The 13417-nt window shown below is 70.3% G+C and carries 14 protein-coding genes and 2 pseudogenes; 5 read left to right on the forward strand and 11 right to left on the reverse strand.

Annotated features, from left to right (window positions below):
• Positions 1–42 precede the first annotated feature (42 nt).
• Both PVT71_RS26890 and PVT71_RS26895 read left to right on the forward strand, forming a co-directional pair.
• Complete coding sequence (locus PVT71_RS26890) at positions 43–1194, forward strand: AMP-binding protein (protein WP_353476303.1); 1152 nt, start codon at positions 43–45, stop codon at positions 1192–1194.
• Positions 1191–2291 carry a thiolase family protein gene (locus PVT71_RS26895; protein WP_353476304.1) on the forward strand — a complete coding sequence of 367 codons (1101 nt, stop codon included), beginning with the start codon at positions 1191–1193 and terminating at the stop codon, positions 2289–2291. Before PVT71_RS26890 ends, PVT71_RS26895 begins: the two co-directional genes overlap by 4 nt.
• Here the strand turns inward: PVT71_RS26895 and PVT71_RS26900 are convergent.
• The 10 genes from PVT71_RS26900 to PVT71_RS26945 form a co-directional block, all read right to left on the reverse strand.
• Positions 2284–2964, reverse strand: a complete 681-nt coding sequence (locus PVT71_RS26900; RefSeq protein WP_353476305.1) for a nitroreductase — start codon at positions 2962–2964, stop codon at positions 2284–2286. The two genes, PVT71_RS26895 and PVT71_RS26900, sit on opposite strands and share 8 nt — an antisense overlap.
• A 7-nt stretch (positions 2965–2971) precedes the next feature.
• Positions 2972–3514: a biotin transporter BioY gene (locus PVT71_RS26905; protein WP_353476306.1), complete on the reverse strand. Its 543-nt coding sequence runs from the start codon at positions 3512–3514 to the stop codon at positions 2972–2974.
• Between the two features lie 12 nt (positions 3515–3526).
• Positions 3527–4144 (reverse strand): CbiQ family ECF transporter T component, encoded by a 618-nt coding sequence (locus PVT71_RS26910; RefSeq protein WP_353476307.1) that lies wholly within the window; start codon positions 4142–4144, stop codon positions 3527–3529.
• Positions 4119–4832 (reverse strand): ABC transporter ATP-binding protein, encoded by a 714-nt coding sequence (locus PVT71_RS26915; RefSeq protein WP_353476308.1) that lies wholly within the window; start codon positions 4830–4832, stop codon positions 4119–4121. The genes PVT71_RS26910 and PVT71_RS26915 overlap by 26 nt, the downstream gene beginning before the upstream one ends.
• Positions 4833–4937: 105 nt before the next feature.
• A complete protein-coding gene (locus PVT71_RS26920; protein ID WP_353476309.1) occupies positions 4938–6152 on the reverse strand; it encodes a four-carbon acid sugar kinase family protein in 1215 nt (404 codons plus the stop codon).
• A 1-nt stretch (position 6153) separates the two neighbouring features.
• The gene (locus tag PVT71_RS26925) at positions 6154–7419 is read right to left on the reverse strand and encodes a ribulose-bisphosphate carboxylase large subunit family protein (protein ID WP_353476310.1); all 1266 of its coding nucleotides are present in this window, start codon (positions 7417–7419) and stop codon (positions 6154–6156) included.
• 8 nt (positions 7420–7427) lie between these two features.
• Complete coding sequence (locus tag PVT71_RS26930; RefSeq protein WP_353476311.1) at positions 7428–7967, reverse strand: VOC family protein; 540 nt, start codon at positions 7965–7967, stop codon at positions 7428–7430.
• Positions 7968–7975: 8 nt separating this feature from the next.
• On the reverse strand, positions 7976–9253 hold the full coding sequence (locus tag PVT71_RS26935) for a TRAP transporter large permease (protein WP_353476312.1): 1278 nt from the start codon (positions 9251–9253) through the stop codon (positions 7976–7978).
• Entirely contained in the window at positions 9250–9795 is a 546-nt protein-coding gene (locus PVT71_RS26940) for a TRAP transporter small permease (protein WP_353476313.1), read from the reverse strand. The genes PVT71_RS26935 and PVT71_RS26940 overlap by 4 nt, the downstream gene beginning before the upstream one ends.
• Positions 9795–10808, reverse strand: coding sequence for a TRAP transporter substrate-binding protein (locus PVT71_RS26945; protein ID WP_353476314.1), 1014 nt, complete (start codon positions 10806–10808; stop codon positions 9795–9797). The genes PVT71_RS26940 and PVT71_RS26945 overlap by 1 nt, the downstream gene beginning before the upstream one ends.
• A gap of 152 nt (positions 10809–10960) precedes the next feature.
• On the opposite strand from PVT71_RS26945, the gene PVT71_RS26950 reads away from it, so the two are divergent.
• Entirely contained in the window at positions 10961–11992 is a 1032-nt protein-coding gene (locus PVT71_RS26950; protein WP_353476315.1) for a LacI family DNA-binding transcriptional regulator, read from the forward strand.
• A 247-nt stretch (positions 11993–12239) separates the two neighbouring features.
• Positions 12240–12512 (forward strand): hypothetical protein, encoded by a 273-nt coding sequence (locus tag PVT71_RS26955; protein ID WP_353476316.1) that lies wholly within the window; start codon positions 12240–12242, stop codon positions 12510–12512.
• A gap of 269 nt (positions 12513–12781) precedes the next feature.
• Here the strand turns inward: PVT71_RS26955 and PVT71_RS26960 are convergent.
• Positions 12782–13078: pseudogene (locus tag PVT71_RS26960) on the reverse strand (transposase); the annotation flags it as partial.
• A 5-nt stretch (positions 13079–13083) separates the two neighbouring features.
• Between PVT71_RS26960 and PVT71_RS26965 the strand changes: the two are divergent.
• Positions 13084–13335: pseudogene (locus tag PVT71_RS26965) on the forward strand (IS5/IS1182 family transposase); the annotation flags it as partial.
• Between the last annotated feature and the right edge of the window lie 82 nt (positions 13336–13417).

Below are 13417 nucleotides of genomic sequence, written 5' to 3' on the forward strand. Positions count from 1 at the left end.
GCGAAAAGGCCGGGGACCTGCGCAATCCGAAGGACCCACGGCGTGAGCGACAGCCTCTTTCACTGGCACCCCGCGTGCCGCCTGCTGGAACCGCAAACCCCGGATGACGTGCTCGACGCGCTCTGCGCCGCACTGCGCGACGGCGCGGGCTTCACCATCGGGGAGACGGGGCTCGCGCGGCTGCCGGAGGAGCAGGGTATCCTGCAGAGCCGCTCGTCCGGCACCACCGGCGGGGCAAAGGCGATCCGGCGCACGCATGGCTCGTGGATCGCCAGCTTCCGGGTGAATGCCGAGGTGCTGGGCGTCACCCCGGCGGATGTCTACGGGGTTCTCGGCGCGCCGGTACATTCGCTGGCGCTCTACGCCATCGCCGAGGCGGCCTGGCTTGGCGCGGATCTCCTTTGCCTCCACGCGCAGCGCCCGGCGCGGCAGGCCGAGGCGCTGCGCGACGCGGGGGCCACGCTGCTCTACGCCACGCCGACCCAGCTGCGTCTGCTCTGCGAGGCGGGACAGGCGCTGCCGGACCTGCGGCACATCCTTTGCGGCGGCGGGCGGATGCCCGAGGGTCTTCGCGCACGGATCGCGCAGCTCTGCCCCAACGCCGCTTTGCGGGAGTTCTACGGCGCCGCCGAGACCAGCTTCATCGCCTGGGGCGATGCCGGAACGCCCGAGGGGGCGGTGGGCCGCGCCTATCCCGGGGTCGAGATCCGCATCGACGCGCCCGCGGGCGAGGTCGGCGAGATCTGGGTGCGCAGCCCCTATCTCTTCGAGGGTTATGCCGAGGGCAGCAGCGCCGACACGCGCTGGCGGGACGGGTTCGTCACCGTGGGCGAGATGGGGCGGCTCGATGGTGAGGGCTGCCTGGCCGTCGCCGGGCGGCGCAGCCGGATGGTGACCATCGCCGACCGGAACGTCTTTCCCGAGGATATCGAGGCGCTGCTGCTGGCCGAGCCCGGCGTGCGCCATTGCGCCGTGATGCCGCGCGCGGATCCGCGGCGCGGGGTGCACCTCGTGGCGGTGATCGCGGGGCCCTGCGATGGCGACACTGCCGAGCGCCTGTTGGCGCTCTGCCGCGGTGCCTTCGGGCCGCTCGCGGCGCCGCGGCGGGTGATCGGCCTCGCGGACTTCCCGCTGACCGCCTCAGGCAAGCCCGACCTGCGCCAGATCGCGGCTCGGCTGGAGGCGGGGGAATGAGCGGCGTGCGCCTCCTCGCGGCGCTGCGCTCGCCCGTCGCACCGCGCGGCGGCGCGTTGTCGCGGCTGGAACTCCCCGCGCTCGGCGCCCCGGTGCTGCGCGCCGCCGTCGCGGCGGCGGGACTGGCGCCCGAGGCGGTGGACGAGCTGGTGCTCGGCAATGCGCTCGGCGCGGGGGGCAACCCGGCACGGCTGGTGGCGCTGGCGGCGGGACTGCCCGAGCGGGTGGGCGGGCTCACCCTCGACCGGCAGTGCTGCGGCGGGCTCGACGCGCTGGTGGTCGCCGCGGCGATGATCGCCTCGGGGCAGGCCGAGATCGTGGCGGCGGGCGGGGTGGAATCCTACTCGCGCCGCCCCTTGCGCCTGCGCACCGACCCGGAGGGCGGGCCGCCCGCCGCCTATGACCGTCCGCCCTTCACCCCCTGGCCCGAACTCGACCCCGAGATGGACGCGGCCGCCGATGCGCTCGGCGCGGAAGGCGGCATCCCGCGCGTCGAGCAGGATGCCTGGGCCATCGACAGCCACGCCAAGGCGCTGGCCGCCGATCTCTCGGGTGAGATCGTGCCGCTGGCGGGGCTCGGGCGCGACGTCTTCACCCGGGTGCTCTCGCCGCCGCTCGCGGCCCGCGCGCCGGTGCTCTCGGGGGCGATCACCGCGGCCAATGCTGCCGTCGCCGCGGACGGGGCGGCGATCTGCATCCTCGTCTCGGAGCGGGTCGCGGCGCGGCTCGGGCGGGAGGGGCTGCGCTACCGGGGCGGGCTCACGCTGGGCGGGCGGCCCGACATGCCGGGGCTCGCCCCGGTCGCGGCGATCCGGACGCTGCTGGAGCGTCAGGGGCTGACGGCGGCGGATCTGAGTGTCGCCGAGATCATGGAGGCCTATGCCGTGCAGGCCATCGCCTGCCTGCGCGGCGCGGGGCTCGATCCGGCCATCGTCAACCCCGGCGGCGGCGGGCTGGCGCGCGGCCATCCGGTCGGAGCCTCGGGCGCGATCAACGCGGTCCGGCTGGTGCATGAACTGCGGGCGCGGGGCGGGGTCGGGATCGCCGCCATCGCCGCGGCGGGCGGGCTCGGGACGGCGGTGCTGCTCTCTAGCTGAAGCCGCGTAGCGTGGCGAAGTCCTCGAGGGCGTCGCGGGCGGTCTCCACCGCGTTCTCGGGCGCCGAGGGATCGGCGCGGCCAAGCGCCATGCCGCAGACCACCATCTCGTCCGCGCCGAGGCCGAGATGGGCGTGGGCGACGTCGGCATGGTTCGCCAAAGCGCCGATGCCGCAGGTCGCGTAGCCCATGCCCTGCGCCGCGACCATCAGCGCCATCAGCGCCATGCCGAGATCCATGAAGCAGCCCTTGCCCATGTCCGGGCGGATGGTGACGACGATGCCGACCGGGGCTGCAAAGAACCCGTAGTTGCGGGTGAACTGCGCGCGCCTGCCGTCGAGGTCGCGCCGCTCGATCCCCAGCGCGGCGTAAAGCGCGTAACCGGCGGCGCGCTGCTTGGCCTTCAGCTCGGGCGGCATGGGGCTCGGGAAGTAGGAATACTCGTCGACCTGCGGGCGGCCTTCCTCGACCGCCGCGACCAGCGCGGCGCTCAGCCCGGCCAGCGGCGCGCCGGCAAGGGCGTGGAAGCGGCCGGGCTGCAGGTTGGCGCCGCTCGGCGCCGAGCGTGCCGCCCGCAGGATCCGCTCGAGATCGGCGCGCGGCACGGGGTCGGGCAGGAAGGCGCGGGCGGAGCGGCGGGCGTGCAGCAGCTCTTCCGCCGGCGTCAGGCTCATACCGGGATCACCCGCGCGAGAGCACGCTCGCGGGGCGGGTGCGGGCGAGGGCCGAGGTGATGAGCCCGGCCAGAACCGCCTTGATCACGTCGCCGGGGATGAAGGCGGTGACCAGCAGCGTCGCCTCGGGGATCGACTTGCCGAGGGTGAGCGACATGCCGATGACGCCGAAGACGTAGAGCACGAGGATGCCGCCGATCACCGAGGCCACAGAGCCGACCAGCGCGAGGTTGCCCCTCCAGCGCTCGACGATGAAGCCGGTGACGAAGGCGGCGAAGGGCCAGCCGACGAGGAAGCCGACGGTGGGCGAGGCAAAGACGCCGAGACCGCCGCGGCCCCCGGCCAGCAGCGGCAGGCCGAGCGCGACCAGCGCGACGAAGAGCAGGCAGGCCAGCGCGCCGCGCTTGGCGCCGAGGACCGTGCCGGCGAGCATCACGCCGAGCGTCTGCGCGGTGATCGGCACGCCGAAGGCCAGGGTGAACTTCGGGATCAGCCCGAGCCCGGCGATGAGCGCGGCAAAGAGCGCGACGAGGGTGAGAGTGCGTTCCATTGGCGGGTCCTCCTATCGGGTAGCTTCGGGCGGCTCGAGACCGCCCCGGGCGCGCAGCGCCTCGGCGACATGTTCTGCATCATCGATGGCCAGCGCCGCAAGGGGCATCACGACCTGCCAGCCGGCGCGGCGGGCAGAGCGGGCGCGCCAGGCCTCGGTCAGCAGGCCTCCCTTGCGGGCGATCGAGGGGGTGAAGCGCACCACCAGCGCGACCGAGAGTTCCAGCGCGCGGGTCGAGAGGCCGAAGCGGCGCAGCGGCGCCAACAGGAAGCTCGCGACGGCGACCATGTCGGTCAGGCGCGTGGTCATGGTGACGAAATTCGCCAGACCCAGCGCCGCCATCAGCCGCAGCGCCACGGCGATGCCCTCGGCCACCTGTCCCGTCGCCGCGTGCCAGACCGCGATCAGCGCAAGGAACGGCACGAGGATGCGCAGGCTGCGCGCGGCCTCGGTCGCGAAGCGCAGCCCGCCGCTCAGCACCAGCGCGATCACCGCGGCGAGCGCGAGCGCGAGGCTCCAGGGCTGCTGCAGGGTGAAGAGCCCGACGGTGGCCAGCGACAGCGCCGCGAGCTTGACGCCCGCCGGTACCCGGTGGGCCCAGGTCTCAACCGGCGAGGTCAGAGAGATCATCGCGCCCTCCCCAGAGGCGCATCTGCGCCTCGAACTGGTGCAGCACCTCGCCCGCCGGACCATCGGCGCGCAGGCTCCCCTCGTCGATCCAGATCACCCGGTCGTAGTGGCGCACGCTCTCGGGGTCGTGGGTGATGTGCAGGATCCGCGCCTCGACCTCGTCGACGTAACGCATGAGCTGCATGCGGGTGGGGATGTCGAGCCCTGAATAGGGCTCGTCGAGCACCACCAGCGCCGGGCGCATCGCCAGCACTGCCATCAGGCAGACCAACTGCTTCTGCCCCTGCGACAGCCCGTGGGTCGCGGCCCCGGCCCAATGGGTCTTGCCGAAGCGCGCGAGGATGTCCTGCACCTCCGCCGCCGCCTCGGCGCGGCTCCGGCCAAGCTGCACGAGGCCGAAGGCGATCTCTTCCTCGACGGTGGGGAAGATGATCTGGTGGTCGGGGTTCTGGAAGAGGATGCCGACCGAGCGCAGCGCCGCCTTGCGGTCGCGCGCCATGTCGCGGCCGCCAAGCTCGGCGCTGCCCTCGTCGGGGACCTGCAGCCCGGCGATGACCCGGGCGAGCGTCGTCTTGCCCGAGCCGTTGCGCCCGACGACGCCGATGCGCCGCTCGCTTGCGCTCAGCGAGATCCGGCGCAGCGCGAGCGCGCCGCCAAGCTTCACCGAGACATTCCTGAGCTGCAGCACCCGCGCGTTTCCCTCTGCGATCCGACGTCGGCCCGGGGTACGACGCGACGCGGGCCGGTTGCAATCCCTTCCGTGCAGCGGTGGGCAATGGGCGAGTGCTCTGTCCTAGACCTCGGCGAAGCGGTCGAAGAGATCCGGCGCGCCCATCTGCCCGCCCTTCAGCATCACCCGCATCCGGTCGCGGCGCGGATCGGGGTGGCGGGCGGTGCAGATGCAGATGCCGGGGCCGAGCCTGCGCTCGAAGGCCAACGTGTCGAAGCCGAGCCGGACGCAGATCCGGCTCGACGTGTCACCCCCCGCAAGCCCGAGGTGGCCGACCTCGGCCCGGTCGAGCACGGCGGCGACGTAATCCGCGCAGCGGTCGGCCAGCGCGTCGGGGGCCAGCGCGTAGTCGGCGTCGGGCAGCAGGTGCACCAGCGTCGGCGTGCCGGAGCGCAGCAGCTCGGCGGCGGGCTCGATCAGGCTTCCCGTCCGCAGTGCGTCGGGGGTGAGGGCGAGAGAGGTGTAGCGATTTGCCGCCGCGACCTGCGCGGCGGTGGTGGAGGAGCGGCTGCCGGCAAAGAGCAGCAGGTTGTCCGACGCCGGGGCGGGGCAGGCGGGCTCGGGCTCTCCCTGCGCGGCGCCCTGCCCGAGGATCTCGGCCACCGAGCTTGCGCCGATGAGCAGCTGCCGTCCTCCCGCGAGGCGCAGCGCCTCGGCGATCAGTGGCAAATCCTCGGGCCGGGTGACGTCGACCAGCGCGGGGCCGGCGCGCAGCGTCTCTGCTACCGCCTGCGGGTCGGCGAGGTCGGGGAAGCCGACCAGCGCCAGACCCGTCAGCCCCTGCGCGGCAAGGTGCAGGCGCAGGTCGGCCTCGTGCATCGGGGTGACCGGGTGGCGGCTCATCACCGGGTGGCGGTCGATGCGGTGCGTCGCGCCGTCGGGGCCGCGGGCGAAGAGCGTTCCGAAGACGCAGTGGCGCCCGAGGCTGGGCTGGCCACCGATCACCGCCACCACGTCGGGGGCGAAGCGGGCGATCAGCTCCTGCGCCACGGCGCCGATCGAGCCCACATCGGGCGCGGAATCGAAGGTCGAGCAGACCTTGAGGTGCAGCACCTCCGGCGCCTCGGCGGCGATGCGCGGCCAGAGCGCGGCGATGTCGGCCCGCGCCCGCCCGGGCGGCAGCGAACGCAGGTCGGTGGGCAGGCCGAGCACGTCGAGGCCGCCCTCCGCGCCGCCTCCCACCACCATGCGCGCGCGCAGCCCGGCGCTGGCATAGGTGGCGAGGCTGTCCGAAGCGCCGGTGAAATCGTCGCCGACGAAGACGATCCGCGCCCCCATGTCAGCGCTTTCCGAAGAAGTCGAGCGCGGCGGCCAGAGCCGGACGGGTGGCCGCGCCCTCGGCAAGCGAACGGCCCTCCTGCAGCACCTCGTAGGCCTCGCGCAGCGAGGCGACGCCCGCTGCCGGTCCCTGCGGATGGGCGAGGATGCCGCCGCCGCACATGAACATGAGGTCGGGCGACTGCGCCGCCTCGAGCGTCTGCGGCAGCGTCCCGGCCCATTGACCGGAAGAGAAGGCAGGCATGACCCGGTCGTCTGGGCCGCCGTCGCAGAGCGGCGCGAGGCAGGCGCGCGCGGCCTCGGTCACCTCCTCGGCGGTGTCGACGAACTTGCCGCCGATGCCATGGACATGCATGTGGTCGATCCCGGCAAGCCGGTAGAGCGCGTGATAGGCCTGGAAGCCCATGCCGAGCAGCGGGTGACGGCTCATCGCGCCGAAGCCGTTGCGGTGCGCGTGGATGGCGAGCGGCGTGTGGGCGCGCAGGCTCTCCATGCCCGAGAGGCCGCACCAGTTGAGGCTGGCCATGACGCAGGAGCCGCCTTCCTCGGCGACGAGGTCGGAATGGCGGCGCATGGCGTCGGTCTCGTCGGTGATGTTGAAGGCCATCATCACCTTGCGCCCGGTCTTGTCCTGCCACTTGCGGATCACCGCCATGACGGCGGGCACGCGCAGCGCGAGCGGGGCGATGTCGGGGTCGGCGCAGACCTCGTCATCCTTGATAAAGTCCACCCCGGCGGCGCAGAGCTGGTCCACCAGCGCCGCGATCTCCTCGGGGCGCATGCCGACGTTGGGCTTGATGATCGTGCCGAAGACCGGCGTGCCGTGGACGCCGAGGCTGTCGCGGGTGCCCGCGATACCCTGCGCGGGCAGGTGGAAACGCGCCCGGTACGCAGCCGGGAACTCCAGCGACAGCAGCTTCAGCCCGGTGATCTCGCCGATGTCGTAGAGGTTGCCCGAGACCGTCGCCGCCAGCGTCGGCAGGTTCCGCCCGATGTTGGCGGCGGGGTAGGCGATGCGTACCCGAGCCCGGCGATAGGGGCCCGTGGGCAGCTTGCGGGCGACATAGGCGGAGTGGAGCGTGGGGGCTTCCACGCTCTCCAGTTCCTCGATCGAGAGCACCTCGGCGGCGGCGCGGGCGCGCAGCTCGTCGGTCTCCCCGGCGACGCGCACGAAGGTGCCCGAGCTCTGCTCGCCCGCCATCATCGCCGCCACCTCGGCGAGCGGGTAGGGGGACTCCAGCAGGTAGTCGGCGATGATCCTGTCCATGGCCGGTCTCAGAGCTTCGAGAGGTCCGGGAAGGGGCGCACGGGGTCCGACCCGTCCCAGCCCTCGGAGGCCTCGCGGATCATGTCGAACATGGTGCCCTTGGGCCCGAGAACCTCGGACAGCTCGATGCAGGTGCCCGGGTGGTGCTCCTCGGCGAAATAGGCGAAGCGGCCGTTCTTGCCGACGCAGCCCGACATCTTCAGCGTGAAGCCCTTGTCCAGCATCATCTGCAGATCGGCGTCGTAATCCTTGGTCCAGAAGGCCACGTGCTGCAGCCCGCGCAGGCCCTTCTGCATGTAGTCGCGGTACATCGAGGGCACGTCGTTGCGGGTCTGGATCAGCTCGACCTGCATGGCGCCGGAGTTGGCCAGCGCGACGGAGTTGTGCGGCTGGTAGCTCTGGCCGTCGTACTGGTAATCCTCGATCGGCACCTGCGGATTGTAGAACCAGGGGCCGACGCCCATGGTCTCGGACCAGTATTTCATGCCCGCCTCGATGTCGTCGACGACGTAGCCGAGCTGGCGGATGGGGCCAAGAAGGGTGCTCATGGGGAACCTCAGTTCATCAGGAATTCGGGAAGCCACGTGGACAGCGCCGGCACGGCGGAGACCACGAGCAGGGAAAGAAGCAGCGGGATGAAGAAGGGCATCACCCCGACGATCACCTGGGTGATCGGCATGCGCGCGATGATCGAGATCATGTAGAGGCTCATGCCCACGGGCGGGGTCAGCAGGCCGATCATCAGGTTCAGCACGAAGACGATGCCGAGCTGCAGCGGATCGACCCCGGCGGCGGTGAGCGCGGGCGCCACGATCGGCGCGATGATCAGGATCGCCGCGATGCTTTCCAGCGCCATGCCGACGATCAGCAGCAGGATGTTCACGAGCAGCAGCAGCACCAGCGGGTTGTCCGACACGCCGAGCAGCAGCGCCGAGACCTTCATCGGCACCTGGTCGAGCGTCAGCACCCAGGCAAAGAGCGCGGCGGTGGCGACGACGAAGAGGATGTTGGCGGTGGCCTCGACGGTCTCGCGCAGGGCGCCGATCACCGCGCGGCCGGTGAGGCTGCGGTAGATGGCGAAGCCGATGAAGAGCGCGTAGGCGACGGTGACCCCGGCGACCTCGGTGGGGCCGAAATAGCCGCTCATCAGCCCGCCGATCAGCAGCACCGGGGCCATCAGCGCGGGGAAGGAGATGACCGCCTTCTGCGCGATCTCGCGCGGTTTCGCGCTGACCTCGTCGCGGGGCAGGCCCTTGACCCGGGCGATGACCGCCACCTGCGCCATGAGCAACGCGGTCAGCAGCAGCGCCGGGATGATCCCCGCCAGCAGCAGCTTCACCGCCGAGACGTTGGCGACCGAGGCGTAGATGATGATCGGGATTGAGGGCGGGAAGATCGGGCCGATGGTGGCGGCTGCGACGGTGAGACCGGCAGCGAAATCCTTGCGGTAGCCCTGCGCGGTCATCTGGTTGATCTGGATCGCGCCGAGCGCGCCGATGTCGGCCAGCGCCGCGCCAGAGACGCCCGAGAAGATCAGCGAGACAAAGACGCTCACCTGCGCCACGGCGCCGCGGATGCGGCCGAAAAGCATCCGCACGAGGTCGAAGAGGTGGGTCGTGACGCCCGTGGCATTCAGCAGCGCGGCGGCGAAGATGAAGAGCGGCACGGCCAGCAGCGGAGAGCTGTCGAGCGCGTTGAGGCTGCGCTGCGCCAGCACCGAGACCGGCAGGCCCTCCAGCACAATGACCACGGCGGCGGAGAGGCCAAGGCACACGGCGATCGGCGCGCCGAGTGCAAGCAGCACGGCGAAAAGGCTCAGGAGAATCAGGCTCATGTGGGTTGTCCGGTCTCGTCGCGGTAGTCGTGGAAGGCGGCGGAGGGGTCGCGGCGGCGCAGGGCGCCGTAGACACGGTGCAGCGCGACGGCGCAGAGGAAGAGGCTGCCGGTGAGCGCGAGGCTGTAGTAGACCCAGTTCGGCACGCGCAGCGCGGGGGTCAGGAACTTGCCGGCGCGCGGCAGGAACTCGGCGAAGCTCCAGAGCATCAGCGCCGCGAAGGCGAGCGTGGCGAGGTCGGCGAGCAGGATCATCAGCGCGCGCAGCTTCGGCGGCGCCATGTCGGGCAGCATGGTCACCGCGACCATCACCTGCCGCCCGGCCAGCGCCGGGACGGTGACGAAGACGAGGCCGATGCAGGCAAAGCGCGCCAGCTCGTCGGCCCAGGGCAGGCCGAGGTCCATGAAGTTGCGCGCCGCCACCTGCAGCACCACCAGAACGGCCATCAGCGCCAAGAGCGCCATGCCGAGCCAGATGCCCGCATCGGTGAGCCGCGCGAGGATCGCGCGGCCCGGGGTTGCGTTCGGGGACGTGCCCGGCATCAGGCGACCGCCGCGATCTTGGCGTAGAGATCGCCGTATTCGCCGCCGAAGCGTTCTTCGACCAGCTTGGAGACCGAGGCGCGGAAGGCCTCGAGGTCGAGCCCGTCGGCCTCGCCGATCACGGTCATGCCGAGATCGCGCAGCTTCTGGGTCTCGGCTTCCTCGTTGTCGAGGATCGCCTTGGTGGCCTTTTCGCGGGTCTGCAGCGCGGCCTCGCGAACCGCGTCCTGCTCGGCGCCGGACATGCCCTGCCAGGTGTCCTCGTTCATCACGACGACCTCGGCGTTCGACATGTGCCCCGTCAGCATGAGGTGCGACTGCACCTCGTAGAGCTTGACGTTGAGCACCACGTTGACCGGGTTTTCCTGCCCCTGCACGACGCCGGTGGCGAGCGCGGTCGGCACCTCGGACCAGTCGACCGGCACGGCGACGGCGCCCATGCCCTCGACGGCGGTGGTGTAGATCGGGAAGGGCACGGCGCGGATCTTCACGCCGGCGAGGTCTGCCGGGGACATGATGGCCTTGTTGCAGGTCAGGTTCCGGCGGCCGAAGTAATGCGCGTAGATGACGCGCACGTTGGCGGCGGCGATCAGGCCCTCGTTCAGCTCCTGCATCACCGGGCCTTCCACGTCGGTCACCTTCATCAGGTGGTCGACGTCGCGGTAGAGGTACGGCGTGTCGAGCGCGGCGAAGGGCTGGTAGAGCGAGCCGAGCGCGCCGGCGGTGTTGTGCGAGAAGGCGATGGTGCCGAGCGAGACCGCCTCGGCCAGTTCCTGCAGCTTGCCCAGCTGGCTGTTCGGGAAGACCTGCACGGCGATCTCGCCGCCGGAGGTCTGGCCGAGTGCCTCGGCGAACCAGTCGGCCTGCGCACCGGCGACCGAGGCGACCTCGTTGTTGTGGCCGTAGCGCAGGGTGGTGGCGGCGAAGGCCGGGCGCGCAATGAAGGGCGCGGCGAGCGCGCCCGCGCCGGTGAGCAGCAGGGTGCGGCGCGTGAGGCCATTGGGTCGTTGCATCGGGTCTCCTCCCTAGAAATTTGATGCGTTCTGAGGTGTCTTGCGCGGTGCCTCCCGCGCCATCTCTGCTTTTACGAGGGTATTGACGAAAGCTACTGTTTCGGATCAGCATTCGTCAAAGCAAATAAGATGATGGGTTTTGAGGTGTCCTGATGGGAAAGGACGTGGAAAGTCCGGCGGTGGACAGGCCGCAGCAGGCCGACGTGGCGGCACGGGCCGGGGTGTCGCTGGCCACGGTCGACCGGGTGCTGAACCGGCGCAAGGGGGTGAAGGAGCGCACCCGCCAGCGCGTGCTGGAGGCGGCGCGCGAGCTTGGCTTCCTCAGCGAGCGCGAGGAGGCGCTGCTGGGGGTCGAGCGGCCGCTCAACATCGTCGTGCTGCTGCCCGCGGGGTCTAACCCCTACCTACGGCTGCTCGGCGACCGGCTGCGCGCGCGGCTCGACAGCGCAGGGCAGGCGGGGCCGGTGCTGCGCTGCTACTTCATCGAGAGCTTCAGCGCGCAGGCGCTGGCCGAGGCGCTGCGGCGCAACGCCGGCTGGGCTGACGGCATCGCCTTCTTCGCCATCGAGCACCCGGTGGTGCGCGAGGCGGCGGCCGAGGTGGTGGCAGGTGGCACGCGGCTGGTGTCGATCGTCTCGGACCTCGGCAGCGTGCCGGGCATCCCGCACGTGGGGCTCGACAACCGCGCCGTGGGGCGCACCGCCGGGCTGCTGATCGGCCGGCTTTCGGGCGGCAGGGAAGGGGCGGTGGCGCTGGTCGCGGGCTCGCGCCACTACCGCGCCCACTCTGAGCGCGAGGCCGGGTTCCTCAGCATCCAGGAGGAGCTTTTCCCGCAGCTGCGCATCGTCGGGATGCGCGAGGGCCACGACGACGCCGCCGAGAACTACCGACACACGCTGGCGCTGCTCGAGCAGGTGCCGGACCTCGTCGGCATCTACAACGTCGGCGGCTCCTCGGGCGGGATCACCCGGGCGTTGCGCGAGCAGGACCGGCAGGAGGTGATCTTCATCGGCCACGGTCTGACGCCGGACACGCGCCGCGCGGTGCTCGAGGGGACCATGGACGCGATCTTCGACCAGGACCCGGACATGCTGATCTCGCGCGCCATTGCCTGCCTGTCCGACCCCGTGCCGGTGCAGCGGCCGTTGAAGCTGGATATCTATTTCAGCGAGAACCTGCCGTGAGATATTGGTTTCCGGGAGTTTGGGCGAAATCTACAAGGCATTCGGCACGCTGTTTGTTTGCTGCGCACCTTGCCATCAATTGTGAATTTTTGTGCGGATTTCGAGAACCGAGACGGGGGAGCATTTCTGGATAAGAGCCGCCCCAAAAGGATATCTTCCGTGGCGGAATGCCCGTCTCCTGAGACCCATCCGATTGACCTTGGACAAATTTTGTCGATCTCTGCCGGTGTACGAGTAGGGACGTGTCATGCAACACCAGACCATCAACAATATTCCGGTCATTTCGGAGAAAAGCAGCAAGGAGGAGTTGATCCGATATATCCGCCTCCTCGAGGCGCGGCTGGAAATAGATACCCTGCCGGGCTCCGGTATGGATTTCTCGACCGGGCTGCACGCCACGCCCGGCGGCACCCGCACGCCGGCGCCGCAGCAGGCACGGGTCGACATGCTGCGCTCGGGCATGGATGCGGTGGGCCTGCGCGACGCGGCACTGTCCGCACTGCGAAGCGAGCGGGGCTGAGCGCGGGGCGGACCATTTCCCTTGGCCAACTCCGTAATCTGATGGGCGTCGGGATTCCAATATTGAGACCTACCCCAAACGATTGCGAAATTTCGGACATGAACCTTGCAGCTGCCAAGTGTCCAGGTGCGGGAGAACAGGTTCGCTGATGAGCAGACCGCATTCCGGCGCAAGGCCCATTTCGGAGAAAAGGGCCGTTGTGAGCCCTGCACTGCACTGACTGGATGCCGAGTTTGACCGGCTCTATGCGGGGGAAGGCCGCTGTTTCATCAGGTGGCGAGCAGTTTCGGCAGCCTCGCCAAATTGCAGGCCGCCGTCGCGAGGGTAAAGCGGGCGCGCACGCGCTCGATGCCGCGCTACCGGATCTGCCTCATGCCTCCGATGGTCTTGACCCAGCCGAAAGGTGCTTCGATTTTCTTCCGACGCCGCTGTGACTTGGCGTCGCCGGGGCGCCGGGTGGTTCTGCCTTCGATGGCGGTGAACAGGGATTTCTGCGCGACATGCGGCGTGACCACCATCGGGCGCAACTCGGCGACGAAGTCCGCGCTGTCGTACCCGCGGTCTGCAGCCGAGGTTGAGGGGCTATGTCGGTGCACCGGCACTTTGCGACAGTCTGTCGGATGTCGATCGCCTGCCCGGGGAGCGCGGCTATGCCGCCGACTGGTCCGGGGAAACTTTGAAAGACAAGGGATATGGGAGTGCTTCCCCGGGAGGAAACAGCGCAAGACGCCGTCGAAGTATGAACAATCGGCGCAACCGGATCGAGATCATTTTTGGCAGATGCAAGGACTGGCGACGCGTTGCCACTCGATACGACCAATGACCGAATGTCTCACTGTCCGTCATAGCTCTCACGGCTATTGTCATCTACTGCCAATGAGATGCCGTAAAGGGGCCTGCGTCGC

The organism is Salipiger sp. H15 (assembly GCF_040409955.1).
Lineage (GTDB): Bacteria > Pseudomonadota > Alphaproteobacteria > Rhodobacterales > Rhodobacteraceae > Salipiger.

Bases quoted from the DNA above. Each gene is read 5' to 3' on its own strand.
- PVT71_RS26935 (WP_353476312.1), bottom strand. From the start codon at position 9,253: ATGAGCCTGATTCTCCTGAGCCTTTTCGCCGTGCTGCTTGCACTCGGC.
- PVT71_RS26925 (WP_353476310.1), bottom strand. From the start codon at position 7,419: ATGGACAGGATCATCGCCGACTACCTGCTGGAGTCCCCCTACCCGCTC.
- PVT71_RS26900 (WP_353476305.1), bottom strand. From the start codon at position 2,964: ATGAGCCTGACGCCGGCGGAAGAGCTGCTGCACGCCCGCCGCTCCGCC.
- PVT71_RS26920 (WP_353476309.1), bottom strand. From the start codon at position 6,152: ATGGGGGCGCGGATCGTCTTCGTCGGCGACGATTTCACCGGCGCTTCG.
- PVT71_RS26945 (WP_353476314.1), bottom strand. From the start codon at position 10,808: ATGCAACGACCCAATGGCCTCACGCGCCGCACCCTGCTGCTCACCGGC.
- PVT71_RS26930 (WP_353476311.1), bottom strand. From the start codon at position 7,967: ATGAGCACCCTTCTTGGCCCCATCCGCCAGCTCGGCTACGTCGTCGAC.
- PVT71_RS26895 (WP_353476304.1), top strand. From the start codon at position 1,191: ATGAGCGGCGTGCGCCTCCTCGCGGCGCTGCGCTCGCCCGTCGCACCG.
- PVT71_RS26940 (WP_353476313.1), bottom strand. From the start codon at position 9,795: ATGCCGGGCACGTCCCCGAACGCAACCCCGGGCCGCGCGATCCTCGCG.
- PVT71_RS26910 (WP_353476307.1), bottom strand. From the start codon at position 4,144: ATGATCTCTCTGACCTCGCCGGTTGAGACCTGGGCCCACCGGGTACCG.
- PVT71_RS26950 (WP_353476315.1), top strand. From the start codon at position 10,961: ATGGGAAAGGACGTGGAAAGTCCGGCGGTGGACAGGCCGCAGCAGGCC.
- PVT71_RS26905 (WP_353476306.1), bottom strand. From the start codon at position 3,514: ATGGAACGCACTCTCACCCTCGTCGCGCTCTTTGCCGCGCTCATCGCC.
- PVT71_RS26955 (WP_353476316.1), top strand. From the start codon at position 12,240: ATGCAACACCAGACCATCAACAATATTCCGGTCATTTCGGAGAAAAGC.